The organism is Pseudonocardia sp. TMWB2A (assembly GCF_017312135.1).
This window is the reverse complement of record NZ_QKQY01000002.1, coordinates 5,768,417-5,789,789: the sequence shown is the minus strand read 5'-3', so window position 1 is coordinate 5,789,789 and position 21,373 is coordinate 5,768,417. Positions and strand designations below refer to the sequence as shown.

Annotated in this window: 17 protein-coding genes; 10 read left to right on the top strand and 7 right to left on the bottom strand. The window is 73.7% G+C overall.

The genetic code is table 11. From position 1 onward, the window contains the following. Positions 1-28: 28 nt before the first annotated feature. Positions 29-1,057, bottom strand: coding sequence for an LLM class F420-dependent oxidoreductase (locus DMP17_RS41510; protein WP_226350022.1), 1,029 nt, complete (start codon positions 1,055-1,057; stop codon positions 29-31). 121 nt (positions 1,058-1,178) lie between these two features. Here DMP17_RS41510 and DMP17_RS41505 point away from each other — a divergent pair, with 121 nt between their 5' ends. Further along, positions 1,179-2,147 carry an acyl-CoA desaturase gene (locus DMP17_RS41505; protein WP_226350023.1) on the top strand — a complete coding sequence of 323 codons (969 nt, stop codon included), beginning with the start codon at positions 1,179-1,181 and terminating at the stop codon, positions 2,145-2,147. Positions 2,148-2,214: 67 nt separating this feature from the next. Here the strand turns inward: DMP17_RS41505 and DMP17_RS41500 are convergent, their stop codons facing one another. After that, complete coding sequence (locus DMP17_RS41500) at positions 2,215-2,895, bottom strand: LysR substrate-binding domain-containing protein (RefSeq protein ID WP_443217956.1); 681 nt, start codon at positions 2,893-2,895, stop codon at positions 2,215-2,217. A 30-nt stretch (positions 2,896-2,925) separates the two neighbouring features. Here DMP17_RS41500 and DMP17_RS41495 point away from each other — a divergent pair, with 30 nt between their 5' ends. From DMP17_RS41495 to DMP17_RS41480, 4 genes are all read left to right on the top strand, one after another. Further along, positions 2,926-3,303 carry a DUF5997 family protein gene (locus tag DMP17_RS41495; RefSeq protein WP_062397456.1) on the top strand — a complete coding sequence of 126 codons (378 nt, stop codon included), beginning with the start codon at positions 2,926-2,928 and terminating at the stop codon, positions 3,301-3,303. A gap of 43 nt (positions 3,304-3,346) precedes the next feature. Next, positions 3,347-4,054, top strand: coding sequence for an alpha/beta hydrolase (locus DMP17_RS41490; RefSeq protein ID WP_337832399.1), 708 nt, complete (start codon positions 3,347-3,349; stop codon positions 4,052-4,054). A gap of 181 nt (positions 4,055-4,235) precedes the next feature. Then, positions 4,236-4,847 carry a winged helix-turn-helix domain-containing protein gene (locus DMP17_RS41485; protein ID WP_226350025.1) on the top strand — a complete coding sequence of 204 codons (612 nt, stop codon included), beginning with the start codon at positions 4,236-4,238 and terminating at the stop codon, positions 4,845-4,847. Beyond that, positions 4,844-5,038: a hypothetical protein gene (locus DMP17_RS41480; RefSeq protein ID WP_062397453.1), complete on the top strand. Its 195-nt coding sequence runs from the start codon at positions 4,844-4,846 to the stop codon at positions 5,036-5,038. Before DMP17_RS41485 ends, DMP17_RS41480 begins: the two co-directional genes overlap by 4 nt. 236 nt (positions 5,039-5,274) lie before the next feature. Here DMP17_RS41480 and katG read toward each other — a convergent pair whose 3' ends face one another. From katG to DMP17_RS41465, 3 genes are all read right to left on the bottom strand, one after another. Continuing rightward, positions 5,275-7,521, bottom strand: coding sequence for a catalase/peroxidase HPI (gene katG / locus DMP17_RS41475; RefSeq protein WP_443217955.1), 2,247 nt, complete (start codon positions 7,519-7,521; stop codon positions 5,275-5,277). Then, positions 7,514-7,933 carry a Fur family transcriptional regulator gene (locus tag DMP17_RS41470; protein WP_443217998.1) on the bottom strand — a complete coding sequence of 140 codons (420 nt, stop codon included), beginning with the start codon at positions 7,931-7,933 and terminating at the stop codon, positions 7,514-7,516. Before DMP17_RS41470 ends, katG begins: the two co-directional genes overlap by 8 nt. Positions 7,934-8,031: 98 nt before the next feature. Beyond that, complete coding sequence (locus tag DMP17_RS41465) at positions 8,032-9,588, bottom strand: long-chain-fatty-acid--CoA ligase (RefSeq protein WP_337832397.1); 1,557 nt, start codon at positions 9,586-9,588, stop codon at positions 8,032-8,034. A 195-nt stretch (positions 9,589-9,783) separates the two neighbouring features. On the opposite strand from DMP17_RS41465, the gene DMP17_RS41460 reads away from it, so the two are divergent. The 3 genes from DMP17_RS41460 (at position 9,784) to DMP17_RS41450 (ending at position 15,640) form a co-directional block, all read left to right on the top strand. Beyond that, a complete protein-coding gene (locus DMP17_RS41460; RefSeq protein WP_226367496.1) occupies positions 9,784-10,725 on the top strand; it encodes an ATP-binding cassette domain-containing protein in 942 nt (313 codons plus the stop codon). Further along, positions 10,725-11,585 (top strand): hypothetical protein, encoded by an 861-nt coding sequence (locus tag DMP17_RS41455; protein ID WP_226350028.1) that lies wholly within the window; start codon positions 10,725-10,727, stop codon positions 11,583-11,585. Before DMP17_RS41460 ends, DMP17_RS41455 begins: the two co-directional genes overlap by 1 nt. Positions 11,586-11,860: 275 nt before the next feature. Next, positions 11,861-15,640: an ABC transporter ATP-binding protein gene (locus DMP17_RS41450; protein WP_337832803.1), complete on the top strand. Its 3,780-nt coding sequence runs from the start codon at positions 11,861-11,863 to the stop codon at positions 15,638-15,640. 10 nt (positions 15,641-15,650) lie between these two features. Here DMP17_RS41450 and DMP17_RS41445 read toward each other — a convergent pair whose 3' ends face one another. Further along, positions 15,651-17,156, bottom strand: a complete 1,506-nt coding sequence (locus tag DMP17_RS41445; protein WP_337832396.1) for a GAF domain-containing protein — start codon at positions 17,154-17,156, stop codon at positions 15,651-15,653. A gap of 271 nt (positions 17,157-17,427) precedes the next feature. Between DMP17_RS41445 and DMP17_RS41440 the strand changes: the two genes are divergently transcribed. Together DMP17_RS41440 and DMP17_RS41435 are read left to right on the top strand one after the other, a co-directional pair. Beyond that, positions 17,428-18,165, top strand: a complete 738-nt coding sequence (locus tag DMP17_RS41440; protein WP_062397435.1) for a LuxR C-terminal-related transcriptional regulator — start codon at positions 17,428-17,430, stop codon at positions 18,163-18,165. Between the two features lie 264 nt (positions 18,166-18,429). Continuing rightward, entirely contained in the window at positions 18,430-20,556 is a 2,127-nt protein-coding gene (locus DMP17_RS41435) for a PhoX family protein (protein WP_337832395.1), read from the top strand. A gap of 46 nt (positions 20,557-20,602) precedes the next feature. Here the strand turns inward: DMP17_RS41435 and DMP17_RS41430 are convergent, their stop codons facing one another. Continuing rightward, the gene (locus DMP17_RS41430; protein WP_226350031.1) at positions 20,603-21,373 is read right to left on the bottom strand and encodes a hypothetical protein; all 771 of its coding nucleotides are present in this window, start codon (positions 21,371-21,373) and stop codon (positions 20,603-20,605) included.

Genomic DNA, 21,373 nt, shown 5'->3' with positions numbered 1-21,373 from the left:
CGCCCGCGCGGGCCCGGCAAGCCCGGACCTAGGACATCCAGGTCTTGAGCTTCTCGAACGTGCGGTTCACGTCGTTGGTCATCGGGTTCACGTGCAGGTGGGTGATCCCGTTCTCCTGCAGCGCCGCGATCCGCTCGCGGACGTGGCCCTCGGAGCCGATCAGGGTGACCTTGTCGATGAAGTCGGCGGGGAGGGCGGCCATGGCCTCCTCCTTCTTCCCGTCCAGGTAGAGGTCCTGCACGGTCTTCGCCGCGTCGGCGTAGCCCTGCTTGGCGAAGACGGTGTTGTAGAAGTTCTTGCCGCGCGCGCCCATGCCGCCGATGTAGAGCGCGTAGAGGCCGCGGGCGGCCTGGCGGGCCGGCTCGAAGAACTCCTCCTCCAGGGCGACGATCCCGCCGCCGGTGATCTGCAGCGGACCCAGCTCGGGGGCGCGCTTGGCGTAGCCGGCCTCCAGGGCGGGCCCGAAGACCTCCTGGATCTTCTCCGGCAGCACGACGTGCGGCAGCCAGCCGTTCGCGAGCTCGGCGGTCATCTGCAGGTTCTTCTCGCCCAGCGCGGCCACCCAGATCGGGATGTCGGCGCGCTTCGGGTGGTTGATGATCTTCAGCGGCTTGCCGAGGCCGGTGCCGCCGGGCAGCGGGATCGGGTAGAGCCCGTCGTTGGTGAGCTTCTCCTCCCGCTTCCAGACCTTGCGGCAGATCTCGATGATCTCCCGGGTGCGCCCGATCGGCTTGTCGTAGGCGACGCCGTGGAAGCCCTCGATGACCTGCGGGCCGGACGCGCCGAGGCCGAGGCTGAACCGGCCGTCGGACAGGGCGTCGAGGCCGGCCGCGGTCATCGCGGTCAGGGTCGGGGTGCGCGAGTAGATCGGCAGGATCGCCGAGCCGATCTCGAGCCGCTCGGTACGCGCGGCGAGGTAGCCGAGCAGGGAGACGGCGTCGAAGGAGTAGGCCTCGGCGGCCCAGACGACGTCGAGGCCGGCGCGTTCCATGTCGGTGACGGCGTCCGCGTTGCGGATCGGGTCGTCGCCGTAGGGGAGGACGGTGGAGAGCTTCACTCCCCGTTCAGTACTCACAAGTTACTCGTCGGTCAAGTCCGGACCGGGGAGCGGAACCCGAATCGCAACAGGGGGGTTAGCCGCACTGCCCGGTGGGTAGCGCCGCCGGGACAGTGGAGCCATGACGCTCGAGGCCGCACCACCCCGCAGCACGCCCGCGAAGCGGACGCCCGCGCCGATCGTCGACGGGCAGCGCCCGCCCGGCGCGATGTTCCTGGTCGGACTGTTCGTCGTCCTCCCGACGCTCGCGCTGTTCGCCGCCGTCCCGCTCGCGTGGGGCTGGGGCCTCGGGTGGGTCGACGTCGCGCTGTTCGTCGTGTTCTACCTGGTCAGCGGCCTGGGTGTGACGGTCGGTTTCCACCGCTACTTCACCCACGGCTCGTTCAAGGCGAACCGGGCGCTGCGGATCGCGCTGGCGGTCGCCGGCAGCATCTCGCTGCAGGGCAGCGTGCTCGACTGGGTCGGCGACCACCGCCGCCACCACGCGTTCTCCGACAAGGAGGGCGACCCGCACTCGCCGTGGCTCTACGGCACCGGTGCGAAGGCGCTGGTCAAGGGCTTCTGGCACTCGCACATGGGCTGGATCTTCAACCGCGACCTCACGAACATGAAGCGGTTCGCGCCGGACCTGCTCGAGGACCGCGACATGATGCGCGTGGAGAAGGCGTTCCCGCTGATCGTCGTGTTCAGCCTGGCGGGCCCGGCGCTCGTCGGCGGCCTGGTCACCATGTCCTGGTGGGGCGCGTTCACCGCGTTCTTCTGGGCCGGCCTGGTCCGCGTCGCGGTGCTGCACCACGTCACCTGGTCGATCAACTCGATCTGCCACATCTGGGGCGAGCGTCCCTTCGCCTCCCGTGACAAGTCCGCCAACGTCTGGTGGCTGGCGGTCCTGTCCTTCGGCGAGTCCTGGCACAACCTGCACCACGCCGACCCGACCTGCGCCCGGCACGGTGTGAAGAAGGGCCAGATCGACATCTCGGCCGTCGTCATCCGGGGCTTCGAGAAGCTCGGCTGGGCGACCGCGGTCCGCTGGCCCACCACGCGTCGCCTCGAGAAGCTCTCGAAGAAGCCGGCCGCCGCCGCGGCCTGACCCCTCCGCGTCATACGTCCGACGCCCCCGGTGCCCCGTGCACCGGGGGCGTCGTCGTGTCCGGGTCCTAGCGGCGACGCCGGGCCGGCCGCCGCTTCCCCGCCGTCGACGGGGCGCGCGGCGCCGGTGCCGCCGGGGGCTCGCTGCGGCGGGTCCGGGTGCTGTGCGCCGAGCGGCCGCGCACGATCCCGATGAACTCCTCCATCAGGTCGCTGTTCTCCGCGTCCGGCCAGGTCAGCGCGACGCCGGAGCCCGGGGCGTCGACCAGCGGCCGGTAGGTGAGGTCCCGGCGGTGGTGCAGCCGGGCCAGCGACTGCGGGACGACCAGCACCCCGACCCCCGCGGCGACGATGTCGACCGCCTCGGCCGTCGTCGGCGGGGCGTGGTCCGCGGCCCGGCCGGGCGGCCCGTCGGGCCAGTCGAGCGTGTCGTCGCCGGTGCGCAGGACGATCTCGTCGGCCAGGTCGGCGACGGTCACCTCGTCGGCCGCGGTCACCACGTGCTCCTTCGGGACGACCACCACGGTCGTCTCGGTGTAGAGCGGGATCGCGTGCAGCCCGGTCCGGTCGATCGGCAGCCGGGCGACGGCGGCGTCCACCGTGCCCGCGCGGACCAGGTCCGCGGCCTCGGCGGCGGTCACCGTGTGCAGCTCCAGGGGGACCCCGGGGCGGCGCTCGGCCCACATCCGGGTCCACTTGCCGGGCGTGACGCCCGGGACGTAGCCGAGGTGGAAGGACGTGGCGGTCACCGGTCGAGGCTAGCCGCATAGCCTGGTGACATGACGCGCCAGAGGTCCGCCCAGACGATGAAGCCCGCGACCGCGGCGAAGAAGCTCGGCGTGCTCCTCGACGCCACCCCGGCCGACTTCCGCGAGGGGGTCGTCTCGCGCGACGAGCTCGACGCCCTGCAGGCCGACCCGCCGGAGTGGCTGCGCGAGCTGCGCACCACCGGGCCGCACCCGCGCCCGGTCGTCGCGGACCGGCTCGGGGTGTCGATCTCGGGACTGGCCCGCGCCGGGATCACCGAGCCGCTGACCACCGAGCAGATCGCCGCGATCAAGTCCGAGGAGCCCGAGTGGCTCGCGCGCGAGCGCGCCACCCGCGCCGAGAGCCAGCGCGAGGCCGCGCGGTTGAAGGCGCAGCAGCAGAAGAAGTAGGACGAGGACCGGAACCGTCCTCGTCCGCCGCCAGGCTCGTGGCATGACGAGCTACCTCCTGGTCCCCGGTTTCTGGATCGACGCGACGGCGTGGGACGCGGTCGCGGACGACCTGCGCGCCCGCGGGCACGACGTGGCCGCGCTCGACCTCGGCCACGAGCCCGGTGCGACCGCGGAGACCCGCGTCGACGAGGTGCTCACCGCCCTCGGCGGCGCGGGCGACCCGGTCGTCTTGGTCGCCCACAGCGGCGCGGGCCCGGTCTGCGCCGCGGTGGCCGAGCGCGCCCGGGGCCGGCTCGCGCACCTGGTGTTCGTCGACACCGGCCCGCTGCCCGACGGCGTCGCGCAGATCGACTTCACCCCGCCCGACGCGCAGGCCGCGACCCGGGCGACCCTCGCCGAGCACGGCGCGCTGCCGATGCCGGCCCGCGCCGAGCTCGACGCCGGCGGCAGCAGCACCGCCGGCGTCCCCGACGCGGTGTTCGACGACGTCCGCGCCCGCTCGGTGGCCGAGCCGCCCGGAGTGGTGCTCACCGGCGCGCGTCGCGGGACGCCCGACCCCTCGCTGCCCAAGACCGTCGTGGCCTGCAGCTTCGCGCCCGACGACGTCCGGGAGCTGATCGACGCGGGCGTCCCCGGGTTCGCGGAGATGGGCGGTCCGGAGTGGACGCTCGTCGCGCTCCCGACGGGGCACTGGCCGATGCTGTCCGAGCCCTCGGGGCTCGCGGGGGTGCTCGACGGGCTGGGGTGACCCGCCGCCTCCGCGTGTGCCGCCGGCGCTTTGCCCGGGGGTGCCAGGCCGCGGGCCGATCGCCGAGATGCAGCTCAGCGGGATTTGTGGATCTTCCCGGCCCGCTGAGCTACATCTCGGCGTTCGAACTTGAGTCAAGGCCTCTTGCTCAAGATGTCTTGATAAAGATACCTTGACTCCCGTGCCGAAGGAGCCCTACACCCTCACCGACCCCGCGCGGCTGCGTGCGCTGTCCCATCCGCTGCGGGTGGAGCTGCTGGAGGTGATCGGGCTCGAACGGACCGCGACGGCCACCCGGTGCGCCGAGCTCACCGGCGAGAGCGTCGCCAGCTGCGCTTACCACCTGGGGATCCTCGCCAAGTACGGCTTCGTCGAGCCGGCCGAGGGCGGCCGCGGCCGGGAGAAGCCGTGGAAGCTCGTCCGCTACGGGCAGTCCTGGGGCGTCGAGGACGGCATGGAGCCCGAGACCGCGATGGCCGCCGAGACGCTGTCGGAGGTCTACGTCGACCGGGTCGCCGAGAAGATGAAGCGGTGGTTCCGGCGCGCCGGGGCCGAGGCGCCCGAGTGGCGCGAGGGCGCCGGGTTCTCGGCGGGCTCCACCTGGATGACCGCCGAGGAGCTCGGCGCGCTGCACGAGGAGCTGATCGCCGTCTCGCGGCGGTTCGAGCAGCGGCAGCACGACCCGTCCACCCGTCCGCCGGGGGCGCGTCCGGTCGAGTTCTTCTTCGGGACGTGGCTCCCGCGCCCGCCCGGCGAGATCACCCCGCCAGAGCCGCCGGGAGGTGGGTCGTGATCGAGGACCACGGGGCCCGTCTCGCGCGGGCGCGGATGGCGGACCTGCACCGCGAGGCCGAGGCGCACCGCCTCGCCCGGCGCTGCCCCCGTCCGCGGATGCGCGACGGCCTGCACGCCGCCTACGCCCGGCTGTGGTGGGCCGTCCGCCCGCGTGCCGGGACCTGGGCGCCACGGCTGCTGCACCACTGACGCCCCTCCACGGGTCGCCCGCTGGCCGGCACCGACCCGCCGAGATGCAGCTCAGCGGGAGTCGTGGATCTCCCCGGCCCGCTGAGCTGCATCTCGGCGTCCGGAATGCGTCGAGATGCGGCTCAGGGGCGTGCGGGGTGCGCGCATCTCGACGGAGGTGTGCGGCGAGGCCCGGACACGACGACGCCCGGGCCGGTGACCCGGCCCGGGCGTCGTGACGTGCTGCTACGCGACGATCAGACGTCGTAGCGGTCGGCCATCATGACCTTGTCCCACGCGGCGACGAAGTCGCGGACGAACTTCTCCTTGGCGTCGTCGGAGGCGTAGACCTCGGCGACGGCGCGCAGCTCGGAGTTCGACCCGAAGACCAGGTCGGCCCGGGTGCCGGTCCACTTCACGTTCCCGGAGGCGTCGACGGCCTCGAAGGAGTCGTCGTCACCGGCGACCGAACGCCACTGGACATCGGAGCCCAGCAGGTTGGTGAAGAAGTCGTTGGTCAGCGTGCCGACCTTGTCGGTGAACACGCCGGCCGTCGACCCGCCGGTGTTGGCGCCCAGCACACGCAGGCCGCCGACCAGCACGGTCATCTCCGGGGCGGAGACGCCGAGCAGGTTCGCGCGGTCCACGAGCAGGAACTCGCCGGGCAGGGTGTGGCCCTTGCCGCGGTAGTTGCGGAAGCCGTCGGCGGTGGGCTCCAGGTAGGAGAACGACTCGACGTCGGTCTTCTCCTGGGTGGCGTCGGTCCGGCCCGGGACGAACGGGACGGTGACGTCGTGCCCGGCGTCCTTGGCGGCCTTCTCCACCGCGGCGGCACCGGCCAGCACGACCAGGTCGGCGAAGGAGATCTTCCGGCCACCGGTGAGCGAGCCGTTGACGTCGGACTGGATCGACTCCAGCGTCGAGATCACGGTGCGCAGCGTGTCGGGGTCGTTGACCTCCCACTGCAGCTGCGGCTCGAGGCGGATGCGGCCGCCGTTGGCGCCACCGCGCTTGTCGGACTGGCGGAACGACGAGGCCGCGGCCCAGGCGGTCTTGACCAGGTCGCTGACCGACAGGCCGGACTCCAGCACCTTCGCCTTGATCGACGCGACGTCGTCGGCGGAGACGAGCTCGTGGTCCACGGCCGGGACCGGGTCCTGCCAGAGCAGCTCCTCGGTCGGCACCCAGGCGCCGATGTAGCGCTCCTTCGGGCCCATGTCGCGGTGGGTCAGCTTGTACCAGGCGCGACGGTAGGTGTCCTCGAACTCGGACGGGTTGTCCAGCCAGCGGCGGGTGATCTCGCCGTAGACCGGGTCGACCCGCATCGAGACGTCGGTGACCAGCATCCGCGGCTTGCGGTTCGGCTGCCCGGCCTCGGGGTCGGGGATGATGTCCTCGGCGTCCTTGGCGACGAACTGGTTCGCCCCGGCCGGGGACTTCTCCGGCACCCACTCGTAGGCGTAGAGGTGCTTGAGGTAGTCGTGGCTCCACCGGTTCGGGGTGCGGGTCCAGATGACCTCGAGCCCGGAGGTGATGGCGTCACGGCCCTTGCCGGACTTGAAGCTCTGCTTCCAGCCCAGGCCCTGCTCGGTGATGTCGGCGGCCTCCGGCTCGGGGCCGACGTTGCCGTTCTCGTCCGGGTTGGCGGCGCCGTGGGTCTTGCCGAGGGTGTGCCCGCCGACGATCAGCGCGGCGGTCTCCTCGTCGTTCATCGCCATCCGGCCGAAGGTCTCGCGGATGTCGCGGGCCGCGGCGATCGGGTCACCGCTGGTGTCGGGGCCCTCCGGGTTGACGTAGATCAGACCCATGTGCGACGCGCCGAGCGGCTTCTCCAGCTCGCGGTGCGCGATGTCCTTGTTGCCGCCGTAGCGCGCCTCGTTGCCCAGCCAGACGTTCTCCGAGCCCCAGTAGACGTCCTCCTCCGGCTCCCACACGTCGGCGCGGCCGCCGGCGAAGCCGAACATCGGGAAGCCCGAGATCTCGTGGGCGCGGTTGCCCGCGAAGACCATCAGGTCGGCCCAGGAGACCTTGCTGCCCCACTTCTGCTTGACCGGCCAGAGCAGCCGGCGGGCCTTGTCCAGGTTGCCGTTGTCGGGCCAGCTGTTCAGCGGGGCGAAGCGCTGCATGCCGGCGCCGGCGCCACCGCGGCCGTCGTAGGTCCGGTAGGTGCCGGCCGAGTGCCAGGCCATCCGGATGAAGAACCCGGCGTAGCTGCCGTGGTCGGCGGGCCACCAGTCCTGCGAGGTGGTGATGACGGCGTCGACGTCGCGGGCGAGCTCGTCGAGGTCGACGGTCGCGAACGCCGCGGCGTAGTCGAAGCCGTCGTCCATCGGGTCCGCGGCGGGAGCGTGCTTGCGCAGGATCTTCAGGTTGAGCTGGTTGGGCCACCAGCTCTGGTTGCCGCCACCCTCGGTGGGGTGCGCGATGCGGCCGGCGGCGACGGGGCAACCGCCGTCCTGCTCGCGGTTCATCTCGCTCTCGACGGTGGGGTGCTCGTCAGACACGGGACATCCTCTCGGGATCAGTGGATGAGCAGTCGGGGCACCGGCCCCAGTAGACGACCTCGGCCTCGTCGATCACGAAGCCGCTGTCGTCGGAGGCGGTGAGACAGGGTGCGGAGCCGACGGCGCAGTCGACGTCGGCGATGGCGCCACAGGACCGGCACACCACGTGGTGGTGGTTGTCGCCGACCCGCGCCTCGTACCGCGCGACGGAACCGGTGGGCTGGATCCTGCGGACCAGCCCGGAGGAGTGCAGCGCACGCAGCACGTCGTAGACGGCCTGGTGCGACACCTCCCCGAGGTCCTCCCGCACGACACGGATGATCGACTCCGTGTCCGCGTGCTGGTGGGAGTGCACCGCCTGCAGCACGGCCAGGCGAGGACGCGTCACGCGCAGCGACGCTGCGCGCAACATGCCCTCGTAGTCCGATGCGTTCGACACGGCGGCGACACTGCCCGCTTTTCTTGAGTCGGTCAAGTTTCGGCGTGTCTCAGTATGAGACCGGCGCCACGTCAGACGGTGCTGCGCTCCCGGCCCGCCCAGAACGGTGCCCGGAGATCCTTCTTGAGGATCTTGCCGGTCGGGTTGCGGGGGAGCTCCGTCAGGACGTCGACGGTCTTCGGACACTTGAACGACGCCAGGTGGGCGCGCGCGTGAACGAGCAGCTCCTCGGGGTCGACGGTCGCCCCCGGAGCGGCCACCACGCAGGCCTTCGGGACCTCGCCCCGGTCGTCGGGCACCCCGATGACGGCGACGTCACCGACGCTCGGATGCTCGGCGAGCACCCGCTCGATCTCGGCCGGGTACACGTTCTCCCCACCCGAGACGATCATGTCCTTGATCCGGTCGGTGACGTAGACGTAGCCGTCGGCGTCGATGTGGCCGCCGTCGCCGGACCGCAGCCACCCGTCCGGGGTGATCGCCGCCGCCGTCGCCTCCGGCTTGTCCCAGTAGCCGCTCATCAGCTGGTCGGTCCGCACCCAGATCTCCCCGGGCTCGTCCGTGCCGAGCCGCTCGCCCGTCGCCGGGTCGCGCACCTCGATCGTGCAGCCGGTGATGGGCTTGCCCGCCGACACCAGCCGGTGCTCCACGGCCGGGTCCCCGTGGTCCTCCGGGCCCAGCGAGCTGACCACGCCGCAGGCCTCGGTCATTCCGTAGACCTGGTGCAGCTTCGGGCCGAACAGCGCCAGCGACGCCCGCATCACCGGCAGCGGCATCGGCGAGGCGCCGTAGGAGATGGCCCGCAGCGACGAGCAGTCGCGGTCGGCCGCACCCGGCACCTGGGTCATCGCACCCATCAGCGCGGGCACCCAGAACGTGTGCGTGATGCCCTCCGCGGCGACCATGTCCAGCAGCGCCGCCGGGTCGGGCATCCGGGCCATCACGATCCGCGCGCCCTGGGCGAGGGCGAGGAAGGCGTAGCTGGTCCCGCCGACGTGGAACAGCGGCATCGCGACCTGCACGACGTCGGTCGGGGTCAGCTCGAAGTCCGCGGCGACGTGCGCGGCGTGCGCCAGCATCGCGCCGTGGGTGAGCATCGCGCCCTTCGGGAACCCGGTGGTGCCCGAGGTGTAGAGCTGCACGAAGCAGTCGCCGGGGCCGGCGTCGTAGGGGTCGGTGTCCGGCTCGTGCGCGGCGAGGAACGCCTCGTACTCGTCGGCCTCCCCGCCCACGTGGAGCACCCGCTCCACCGCGCCGAGCTTCTCCCGCAGCTGCCCGACCGCCCCGGCGAACTCCGGGCCGACCAGCAGCAGCCGCGCCCGGGCGTCGCCGATCACGTAGACGATCTCCGGCGGGGCGAGCCGGAAGTTCACGACCGCGTTCGCCGCGCCGATCCACGCGCACGCCAGCGACAGCTCCAGGCACGACGGGTGGTTGAGGTCCAGCACCGCGACCCGGTCACCCGGGCCGATGCCCTCCGCGCGCAGGGCCGCCGCGAGCCTGCGCACCCGGACGTCCAGCTCGGACCAGGTGCGGCGGACGTCGCCGAAGCGCAGGGCCTCGTCGTCCGGGCGTTCGGTGGCGTGGGTGCGCAGCAGGGAGGACACGGTGCTGGTCGGGTCGATCACGGGGCGGCTCCTCGGGGCTCGTCGCTGAGCGTGTGACGCACGCCATTCAAGTCCGTTTCGTCGGTCTCGCGCCAGTGCCGACCGGATCGGTGCGGGGCCCGCCTCCGGTCGTGTCCCCGCGCTGGGCGAGGATTGGCGGGCAGGCGATGCCCCGGCGCGAACCCGGGGTGCGACGCGAGACGGACGGAGGCCGGAGTGCAGGAGACCGCGTCCACGGACCCGGCGACGGCGGCCGGGAGCGGGCGGATCGTCGTCGAGGGGCTCGGCAAGAGGTTCGGCCCGGTCGAGGCCGTGCACGACCTGTCGTTCACCGTCGAGCCCGGCTCGGTGACGGGGTTCCTCGGACCCAACGGCTCGGGCAAGACGACGACGCTGCGGATGATCCTCGGGCTGGTCGTGCCCAGTACCGGGCGCGCGCTCGTCGACGGGGTCCCGTTCTCCGCGCTGGCCTCGCCCGGCCGCGTCGTCGGTGCGGTGCTGGAGGTGCAGGGCGTGCACCCGCGGCGCACCGCCCGCGCGCACCTGCGCGCCGCGGCCGCCGCGATCGGCGTCCCCGACTCCCGGGTCGACGAGGTGCTCACCCTGGTGGGCCTGGCCGCCGCCGCGGACCGCTCGGCGGGCGGGTTCTCGCTCGGCATGAACCAGCGCCTGGCGCTGGCCGTGGCGCTGCTCGGCGACCCGCGCATCCTCGTGCTCGACGAGCCGGGCAACGGCCTGGACCCCGACGGCATCGCCTGGCTGCGCTCGTTCCTGCAGGCCTTCGCCGCGTCCGGGCGCAGCGTGCTCGTCTCCTCCCACCAGCTGGCCGAGATGGAGCTGACCGCGCAGCGGCTGGTCGTCATCGACCGCGGTGCCTGCCGCTTCGACGGCACCGTCGCCGAGCTGCGCGCCGGCCACGGCTCGCGGGTGCTCGTGCGCGCCGCGGACCCGGCCCGGCTGGCCGAGGCGCTCGCCACGGACGGGATCACCGAGATCGACCGCGTCGACGACGGCGTACTGGCCGTCGGCGGGGCCGACGCGGTCCGCGTCGGGGACCTGGCGCTCGCCGCGGGCGTCGCGGTGTACGGGATGAGCGAGGAGCGGGCCGGGCTGGAACAGATGTTCCTGCGCCTGCTCGCCGGGGAGGAGCAGCGCTGATGGCGACCGTGAGCCTCGACCGCTTCCGCGCGGTCCTGACCGCCGAGGTCCGCAAGACCCTGTCCACCCGGGTGTGGTGGCTGCTGTTCCTGCCGGTGCTGCTGCTCGCGCTGGCCCAGAGCCTGCTCGGCAGCATCCTGCAGCTGCTCGTGCCGCAGGCCACCGACACGTCGTCGATCCTGATGCTCGCCGGGCTGGCGTCGGCGCTGACCATGACCGCGATCGTCGGCGCCGCCTTCGGGACGCTGCTGGGCACCGGCGACTTCCGGCACCGCACGGTCACGCTGGCCTATCTGACCGGGTCCCGTGGCCAGGTGCTCGCGGCCAAGGCGCTGATCGCCGCCGTCGTCGCCGGGCTGTACGCGCTGTTCCTCGTCGTGGTCGGTCCGCTGCTCGGCGGTGCGGCGCTCGGCGGCCAGCAGCTGCCCGACCTCGGGCAGCTCGCCGGGCTGGGCGCGATCGGCATCCTGGTGTGCGCGCTGTGGGGGGTGCTCGGCGTCGCCGTCGGGACCCTGGTGACCAACCAGGCCGGGGCGATCGCGCTCACCGTCGGCTACCTGCTGATCGGGGAGAACCTGATCGCCGGGGCGCTGCGCGCGGGCGACGGGTCCTCGCTCGGCGACCCGTCGGTGTTCGCCCGGCTGACCCCGTTCCTGCCCGGCAACGCCGGTGACCTCGCGATCTGGGAGCCGGTCGTGAGCTCGGCCGGGCTGGGGGCGCAGTCGCAGTTCGTCCTGGAGTTCCTGGCCGGGGTCAGCGCCCCGCCGCCCGGCTGGGTCGGGCTGCTGGTCCTGGCGGTCTGGACGGCCTCGGGGATCGCACTGGCCGCCGTCGTCGGGGCGCGGCGGGACATCACCTGAGACGAGCCGGCGGGTCCGGGGCGGCGGCCGGCAGCCCGGCCCACCTCGCACGGGTTCGCTCCACCTCGCAGCCTCTGCACGGTCTGCGACGTCGCCGGAACCCGTGCGAGGTGGGCGGTGCGGGGGAGCGGCCGTCGTCGACGGCGGGTGCCCGGCGGCCCGCGCCGGGCGGCGTCGCCGGGCCGGTTGTCGGGGGGCGGGCATAGCCTGGCGACGTGCCCTCTCCCCACCCCTCCGCACGCCCCGGCTGGATCCGCAGACTGGCCACGGCCTGCATGCGGCACCGCCGCGTCACGGTCGGTGCGCTCGTCGCGTCGATGCTCGGCGTCGGGCTGGAGGCGATCGGTCCGCTGCTGATCCGCGAGGGCGTGAACGGCGCGATCGGCGGGGACACCGGCGTGCTCGCGCCGGTCGTCGGCGGGCTCCTGGTGCTGGGCGTGCTGAAGTTCGTCGGCGCGTTCGTGCGCCGCTACCTCGGCGGCAAGATGGCGCTGAACGTGCAGCACGACCTGCGGCGCGCGGTGTTCGGCGCGGTGCAGCGCATGGACGGCGTCCGCCAGGACCGGCTGCGCACTGGCCAGGTCGCCTCGCGGGCCATCTCCGACCTGCAGCTGGTGCAGGGCTTCCTGTCGATGGTGCCGCTGTCGGCGGGTACCGTCGTGCTGGTGGTCGTCGCGATCGTCGCGATGCTGTACCTGTCGCCGCTGCTCACCGTGGTCGCGCTGGTCATGCTGCCGCTGGCGTTCCTGGCCACCAACAGCATCCGGCGCAGGCTGTTCCCGGCCACCTGGTCCGCGCAGCAGCGGGCCGCCGAGATCGCGCAGCAGGTCGAGGAGACCGTCACCGGCGTGCGCGTGGTCAAGGGCTTCGGGCAGGAGGCCCGCGAGACCGCCACGCTGGAGGGACGGGCCCGCCGCCTCTACGGCGAGCGGCTGCGGGCCGCCGGGCTGACCGCGCGGCTCAACCCGATGCTGCTGGCGCTGCCCGGGCTGGGACAGGTCGCGGTGATCGGCGTCGGCGGCTGGATGGCCGCCCGCGGCACCATCGACCTCGGCACGTTCCTGGCGTTCACCACCTACGTCGGGATGCTCGTCGGGCCCGCCCGGCTGATCGGCGCGCTCGTGGTCACCGCGCAGCTGACCCGGGCCGGGGCGGAGCGCGTCTTCGAGATCGTCGACGCCGCACCGGGGATCGTCGACCCGGAGCGTCCGGCCGCGCTGCCCGAGGGCCCGCTGACCGTCGAGCTGGACGACGTCCGGTTCGGCTACGAGCCCGCGGGCTCCGGCCCGGACGGCGACGCCGCCCCCGACCCGGTCCTGGACGGGCTCTCCCTGCGCGTCGAACCCGGCGAGACCCTCGCCCTGGTCGGCCCGCCCGGCTCGGGCAAGTCGACGGTGGCGCTGCTGCTGCCCCGCTTCTACGACCCGCAGGCCGGGCGTCTCTCGATCGGCGGGGTGAACCTGCGCGACCTGCGGCTGCACGACCTGCGCGCCGAGCTGGGGGTGGTGTTCGAGGAGGCGTTCCTGTTCTCCGACAGCATCCGCAACAACATCGCCTACGGCCGGCCGGACGCCGGTGAGGACGAGATCCGCGCCGCCGCCGAGGCCGCGCAGGTGGCGTCGTTCGTCGAGGATCTGCCCGACGGCTACGACACCGAGGTCGGCGAGCGCGGCCTGACCCTGTCCGGTGGCCAGCGGCAGCGGATCGCGCTGGCCCGGGCGATGCTGACCCGGCCGCGGGTGCTGGTGCTCGACGACGCGACCTCCGCGGTCGACACCGCCACCGAGGCCGCGATCCACGAGACCCTGCACGAGCTGACCGCCGAGCGGACCACGCTGCTGGTCGCGCACCGGCGTTCCACCCTGGCGCTGGCCGACCGGATCGCGGTGCTGGACAAGGGCCGGGTCGTCGACACCGGCACCGAGGACGAGCTGCGCGGCCGGTGCGCGCTGTTCCGGGAGCTGCTCGCCACCGGCCCCGCCGACGAGCTCGGCGGCGGTACCCGCGGGCCCGCCGCCCACGAGGCGGCACCCGCCAACGGCACCGGCACCGGCACCGGCACCGGTGTCCTCGCCGATGCACCGGCGGGCCCGGCCGTCACCCCGGAGCTGTGGCCGCGGGTCAGCATCGAGGAGGACCCGGACCGGGCCCTGACCCGCGACGGCGGAGGCGGCGCGGCCGGCTGGGCCGGTGGGATCAGCGCGACCCCCGAGCTGCTCGAGTCCGTCGCGAAGCTGCCCCCGGCGGACGAGACCCCCCGGCTGCGCGGCGACGACGACCCGACCGCCCCCGATCCCGCGTTCCGGCTGTCCTCGCTGCTGCGCCCCGTGCGCCGGCTGCTGGTGCTCGGCGTCGCGCTGATGACCGCGGACGCGCTGGCGACCCTGGCCCTGCCCAGCATCGCCCGGATCGCCGTCGACGACGGCATCACCGACGGCGCCACCCGGGTCCTGCTGCTGGCGGCGCTGGCCGGGCTGCTGATCGTCGTGCTGGACGCGGTGGTCGTCGGGTTCCAGACGCTGGTCACCGCCCGGGCCGGGGAGAGCCTGCTCTACCTGCTGCGGCTGCGCAGCTACGCGCACCTGCAGCGGCTCGGCCTCGACTTCTACGAGCGCGAGCTGTCCGGCCGGATCATGACCCGGATGACGACCGACGTGGACGCGCTGTCCACGTTCCTGCAGACCGGGCTGGCGCAGGCCGTCGTCAGCCTCCTGACGATCGGCGGGGTCGCGACCGCGCTGGTGCTCACCGACCCGCACCTCGCGCTGTACGCGCTGGGCTGGCTGCTGCCGCTGCTCGCGGTCGGCACCGTGGTGTTCCGCCGGTTCTCCTCCCGCGCCTACGCCGAGGCCCGCGAGCGGGTCAGCGTGGTCAACGCCGACCTGCAGGAGAACGTGTCCGGGGTGCGCATCGCGCAGGCCTACGTCCGCGAGGAGCTGAGCTACGACCGCTTCGGCGAGCGCTCCGACGCCTACCGCCGGTCGCGGCTGCGCGCGCAGCGCTACATCGCCACCTACTTCCCGTTCGTGGCGTTCCTGTCCGATATCGCCACGGCGGTCGTGCTGTTCGTCGGCGGGACCCGCATCGTCGGCGGGGACATCACCCCGGGCGTGCTCACCGCGTTCCTGCTGTACCTGACCCTGTTCTTCGGCCCGGTGCAGCAGCTGTCGCAGGTGTTCGACGGCTACCAGCAGGCCCGGGTCGGCCTGAACCGGATCTCGGAGCTGCTGCGCACGCCCACCTCGGTCCCGGACGAGCCCGAGCGCCCGGCGCCCGTGCCGGCGCGGCTGCGCGGCGAGGTCGAGCTGGACCACGTGACGTTCCGCTACCCGGGAGTGGACGCCCCCGCCCTCGACGACGTGTCGCTGCGCGTCGGGGCGGGCGAGACCGTCGCGCTCGTGGGCGCGACCGGTGCCGGCAAGTCGACGCTGATCAAGCTGATCGCCCGGTTCTACGACACCGGCGACGGCCAGGTCCGCTTGGACGGCGTCGATGTGCGCCGCTTCCCGCTGGCCGGGTACCGCTCGCGGCTCGGGGTGGTCCCGCAGGAGGCGCACCTGTTCACCGGCGACGTCGCCTCCAACATCGCCTACGGCCGCCCGGACGCCCCGCCGGAGCGGATCGAGGCCGCGGCCCGCGCGATCGGGGCGCTGGGTCTGGTGCGGTCGCTGCCGCAGGGGTTCCGCACCCCGGTGGGCGAGCGGGGGCAGGGCCTGTCTGCGGGGCAGCGGCAGCTCGTCGCGCTGGCGCGGGCCGAGCTGGTCGACCCGGACGTGCTGATCTTCGACGAGGCGACCGCGGCGCTGGACCCGGCCACCGAGGCCACCGTGCTGGCGGCGGGGGAGCGGGTGGCGTCGCGGCGGACCGCGTTCGTCGTCGCCCACCGGCTGCAGACCGCGCGGCGGGCGGACCGGATCGTGGTGCTGTCCGGCGGCCGGATCGCCGAGGAGGGCACGCACGACGAGCTGGTCCGTGCGGGCGGTCGCTACGCGGCCCTGTGGCGCGCGGGGGAGCTGGAGCCCGAGCCGGACAGCCCGCTGGCCGCACAGACCTGAGCCCGGCGGGTCAGTCCCGCAGGTGCTCGGCCCGCGCGGCGACGGCGGCGCGGCGCGGGTCGTCCCGGTCGAGCAGGTCCAGCAGCAGCTCGTGCGCCTCCAGGTCGTCGGTCCCCAGCGGGTGCACGACGAAGCGGTGCAGGACCGCGACGTCGTCCGAGGCGAGCACGGCGTGCCGCAGCCCGACCACGAGCTCGTCGCGCAGCTCGCGCACGGCGGGCGCGTCGGAGCGGGGCAGCAGCTCGCCGTGGCAGGAGTCGAGCGCGTCGGACACCCGGCCGTCGCGCAGCGCGGCGCGGACCCGCAGGAAGTCGGCCTGGGGCCCGGCGGCCAGCCGGTAGGGGCGGGTGAGCAGCAGCTCCGCGCCCAGCGACGACCGCAGCCGGTGGATCTCGCCGCGGACGGTGGTCGGGTTGCCGTCCTCGCCGTAGAGCATCAGGGTCAGCTGCTCGCCGGAGAGCCCGTCGGGGTGCAGCGCCAGCGCGGTGAGGATCTCCGCCGGGCGCAGGGTGGCGGCGAACTCCTCGCCGTCGAGGGTGACGCGCGGACCGCCCCCGCCGGTGAAGCGCAGCTCCAGCGGGCGGGGCGCACCGGTCGGCGCCGCCGGGACGACGCGCCCGCGCCGCCGCGACGGCGGCACCAGCAGGTAGCCCTCGGCCAGCCTCTCGACGGCCATCTCCCGGCCGTCGCCGAGCTGCACCCGGTCGACGCCGTCGTCGAGCCGGATCCGCTCGGGGAACAGGCCGTAGGGCTCGCTGGCGATGACCCGGCCGCTCGCGGACAGCAGGGCGCCCTCGGAGCCGCGCAGCGCCGCGAGGTGCGGCATGTTCTTGACCCGCAGCCGCTCGTCGGCGATCGCCAGCCGAACCCGCAGCTGGTTCTCCGCGAGGTGCGCGGTCGCCGTCACCAGCTGCACCAGCGCGGGGTGCACGGTGTGCAGCGGCCCGGAGATGTCGATCGCGCCGATGGTGTCGCCGGTGTCGGGGTCGTGCACGGGGGCCGCGACGCAGGTCCAGTCGTGGTAGGCCCGGACGAGGTGCTCGGCGGAGTGGATCCGGACCGGCTCGTCGACGGCCAGCGCCGTCCCCATCGCGTTGGTGCCGATCGTCTCCTCGGCCCAGCGGGTGCCCTCGACGAGCCCGACGTCGTCGGCGGAGTGCAGCAGGCCGTGTGCGCCGTCGCGCCACAGGACGGTGCCGTCGGCGTCGGTCACGAGCATCACGTGCATCGCCTCGTCGGCGATGCTCACGAGGGTGGAACGGAGCAGCGGCATCACCGCGTGCAGCGGGTGGCCGGTCCGGACCTCCTTCAGCTCGTCGGCGAGGTAGATGAGCGGGGGGAGCCTGCCCTCCGGGTCGACGTGCGCGGCCAGGCTGCGCTGCCACGAGTCCGAGACGACCGGGCGGGGCGTGCCCGCCGAACCGCCGGCGCCGAGCCCGTCGTCGTAGATGCGCCGCAGGCGATGTGCGTCGGCGACCATCTCCTCGGGGGACGTCCCGCCCTCGGCTCCGCTCACGTCGCCTCCCGTCACGGCTGGGGGCACGTCGTGCCCTGCTCCCACGTGATGTCCCGCGCCGGCGCGGGACCGTCCCGGAATCGGTGGTCCGTCCCGGGGTCGCGAGCATACCCGCTGCTCGGGGGGCTCGACCCCCTCGCGACCGGGCCGGGATGCGACGTCGCTCGATCGCGCGCAACGTGGGGGCAACGTGGCGCTCCTTACGGTTTGCCGCATCGGGACGCCGGGTGGTGTTCCTGCGATGACGCAACAGATCCACCGGAGGACAGCGATGACGCTCGAAGCCGTTCGTGAGGCCACCGATCTGCGTGCCGGCCGCGGGGCCGACGGCGCGGATGTGATCCGCCGCGCGGCCCGGGTACTCGTCGTCGACTCCGAGCCGGTCGTCCGGCACGGGCTGCGCGCCCTGCTGACCGCCGAGCCCGACCTGGCCCCGGCCGGCGAGGCCGCCTCCCCGCGCGACGCCCTGATGGCCGCCGAGCGCGCCCGCCCCGACGCGATCATCGTCGACATCGAGTTCGCCCGCGACGAGCGGCCCGGCCTCGACCTGGTGCGCGCGCTGCTGGAGCGCTGCCGCGGGGTGAAGATCCTCGTGCTGACCGGCTGCCGTGACCGCGACTCGATGATGCGCACCGTCCGCCTGGGTGTCCACGGCTACCTGCGCAAGGGCGCCGACACCGCCGAGATCGTGCGGGCGCTGCGCACGGTCCTGCGCGGCGAGGGCGTCTTCGACCCGGGCACCGCGAGCGCCGGCCCGCTGCAGGTGCTGCGCGACACCGACCCGGCGCCGTCGCCCACGCCGGACCTCTGCAAGACCTCGCTGCTGACCGACCGCGAGAACCAGGTGCTGCGGCTGCTCGCCGTCGGCCTGTCCAACCGCGAGATCGGGACCCGGCTGCGGATCTCCGAGGCCACCGTGAAGTTCCACGTGCGGAACCTGCGCGACAAGCTCGAGGTCCGTCGTCGCACCGAGATCGTCTACACCGCCGCCCGCCAGGGCATCGTCTGATCCCGCCGGGCCGGGGCGAGGCACTCGCCCGCCCCGGTCCGTGCCCTCTCCAGCGCACGACGCGACCGGCGCGGTCACCCATCGGGTGGCCGCGCCGGTCGCGTTGCGTGGTCGACGCCACCCCGTCCGGGGATGCGTTCACCCGGCGGCCACCTTCTCCTCACCCCACGGGAGAACGGGGGTGTTGGGATGCGGAGGAAACGGACGGTTCCGAACGGATCGGACCGGACCGCGTCATCCCACCACGACCCCAGGAGGACGACCGTGGCTCACAGCTGCCCCGGCGACGCCCCCCAGGCCGGCCCCCGCCGTGCCCTCCCGCTCCTCGACCGCGTGCGGCACGGACGTCAGGGCCTCACCTGCCGCTACCGGTGCGGCGACGCCTGCTCCCGGCCCGAGCCCAACCCGTCGTCGAACGCCTACTTCGGTGACGTCATGCAGGCCGTGCTCGACCGGCGCGGGATGCTCCGCGCCGGTGCGGTGATCGGCCTGGGCGCCGGGGCCGGTGTGGCCCTGGCCGGCACCGCCTCGGCGGCCGAGCCCGCCCCGGCCGCGCCGGCCCATCCGCTCGGTGCCGACGTGGCATCGCCGGCGCAGGCCCGGCCCCCGCGCGGGCTGCAGTACGAGACGGTCGCGCCGAACCTCGACGACGCGATCCGCGTGCCGGTCGACTACGCGAGCAACGTCGTGATCCGCTGGGGCGACCCGATGTTCCCGGACGCGCCGGAGTTCGACTTCGAGAACCAGACCGCCGCCGCGCAGGCCCGTCAGTTCGGCTACAACAACGACTTCTGCGGGATCCTGCCGATCGACGGCCCCGGCCGCCGCTACGTCATGTTCTCCAACCACGAGTACACGCTCGAGCCGCTGATGTTCCGCGGGTACGACGAGGACGCCCCCACCCCCGAGCAGATCCGGATCGGCATGGCCGCGCACGGCGGCGGCGTCGTCGAGGTGACCCGCGACCTGCGCACCGGCGAGCTGCGCTACGACCGCAACGGGAAGCTCAACCGGCGCATCACCGCCGACACCGAGATGGTGCTCGACGGCCCGGCCGCCGGTGCCGAGGTGCTGCGCACGAAGGCCGACCCGACCGGGCGCAGCGTGAAGGGCATGATCGGCAACTGCGCCGGCGGCACCACCCCGTGGGGCACCTTCCTGTCCGGCGAGGAGAACTTCGACGGCTACTTCGCCTCCGGCCCGGTCACCGACGAGCGCGCGAAGCGCTACGGCTTCGAAGAGGGCGCCTCGGAGCGCCGGTGGGAGCGTGTCGACCCGCGCTGGGACCTCGCGCAGGAGCCGAACGAGGCCAACCGGTTCGGCTACATCGTCGAGATCGACCCGCACGACCCGCGCTCGAAGCCGGTCAAGCACACCGCGCTCGGCCGCTTCAAGCACGAGGGCGCCACCGTCGCGCTCACCCGGGACGGGCGCCCCGTCGTCTACATGGGCGACGACGAGCGCTTCGACTACGTCTACAAGTTCGTGTCGGACAAGCGGATGCGCCGTGGTCACAGCCGGGCCGCCCGCGAGCACAACGCCACCCTGCTGTCGTCGGGCACGCTCTACGTCGCGACGTTCACCGGGGACAGCCCGGCCGCGGAGATCACCGGCACCGGGACGCTGCCGCGCGACGGCCGCTTCGACGGCTCCGGGCAGTGGAAGCCGCTGGCGTCGACCACGAAGTCCTACGTGGACGGCATGAGCGTCGCCGACGTCTTCGTGTTCACCCGGCTCGCCGCGGACAAGGTCGGCGCGACGAAGATGGACCGCCCGGAGGACGTGGAGCCCAACCCGCGCACCGGGAAGGTCTACATCGCCTGCACCAACAACTCCGACCGCGGCAAGGCGGGCGCCAAGGCCGGTCCGGACGAGGCGAACCCGCGCAACGCCAACCAGCACGGCCACGTCATCGAGCTCACCGAGACGCGCGACGACCCGGCGGCGACGACGTTCGCCTGGAACATCCTGCTGGTCTGCGGGAAGCCCGACGACCCGTCGACGTACTTCGGCGGGTTCGACAAGTCCCAGGTCAGCCCGATCACCTCGCCGGACAACGTGGCGTTCGACCCCTACGGCAACCTGTGGATCTCGACCGACTCCAGCCAGGCGCTGGAGATCAACGACGGCCTCTACGGCGTCGTGCTGGAGGGGCCGCAGCGCGGCTCGACCCGGCTGTTCGCCAGCGTCCCGGTCGGCTCGGAGTGCTGCGGCCCGGTCGTCACCGAGAACTTCGTGCTGGTCTCGGTGCAGCACCCGGGCGACGTCGACGACGCCTCACCGGAGAAGCCCGCGTCGCACTGGCCCGACGGCGGCGCCGCGCAGCCGCGTCCGGCCGTCGCCGCGATCCGGCACCTGAAGGACGGACGCCCGGCGAAGATCGGCGTCTGAGACCACCGCAGCCCGGTCCGTGCTCCGCCGCGGACCGGGCGGCGGGTCAGGCGCAGCGGCCGAGGTCCGGCTCGCCGGACCCGGCGCGCTTGTCGAACGAGATGTGCACGTGGTCGTAGTGGTTCGCGGTGTCGCCGCCGCGGTCCTCCATCGTCGACCATCCGGAGCCGTCGTTCATGCGCTGCTCCCAGATCACGTACTTCACGCCGAGCTCGTCGGCGTTGGCCAGGGCGCAGTCGGCGATGCGGTCGCCCTTCTGCCCGCGCACCATGATGTCCAGGGCGTGTCCGGTCGGGTGGTCGGAGGCGTTCGCCCGGTTCGCGACGCCGATCAGGTCGGTCTCGCCGTAGGCGCAGCCGAGGAACTCCGCGGCGTCGGACACCCAGTCCTTCACCCGGCCCAGGTCGTCGAGGTCGAGCCCGCACGACGGGTCGTTCAGCCCGCGGGCGGCGAGTGCGGCGGCGGCCCTGGCCTGCTCGGCGGCCTCCTGCGCCAGGCCCTGGGCCTTGCGGGCCGCGGCGAGGCTCGCGTCCGCGGCCGGGTCGAGCAGACCCGCGTCGCGGACGATCTCGGCGCCGAACACGGGCGCGGAGCGGGGAGTGTCCGCGGCGGCCGCGGCCTCGGCGAACGGGCTACCGAGGTCGCCCTCGGACACGTCCTGTGCGGCCAGGCGCAGGTCGGCCTCGGCCGGCCCGAAGCCGAGCCCGGTCACGGGCGTGACGACGGCGAGCGTGCCGCTCGCGACGGCGGCCGCGGTGGCGACGTGACGCAGACCGGGCCTCAGCCCGGCCTGCGCCCGATGTCGGTGTCGGGGCAC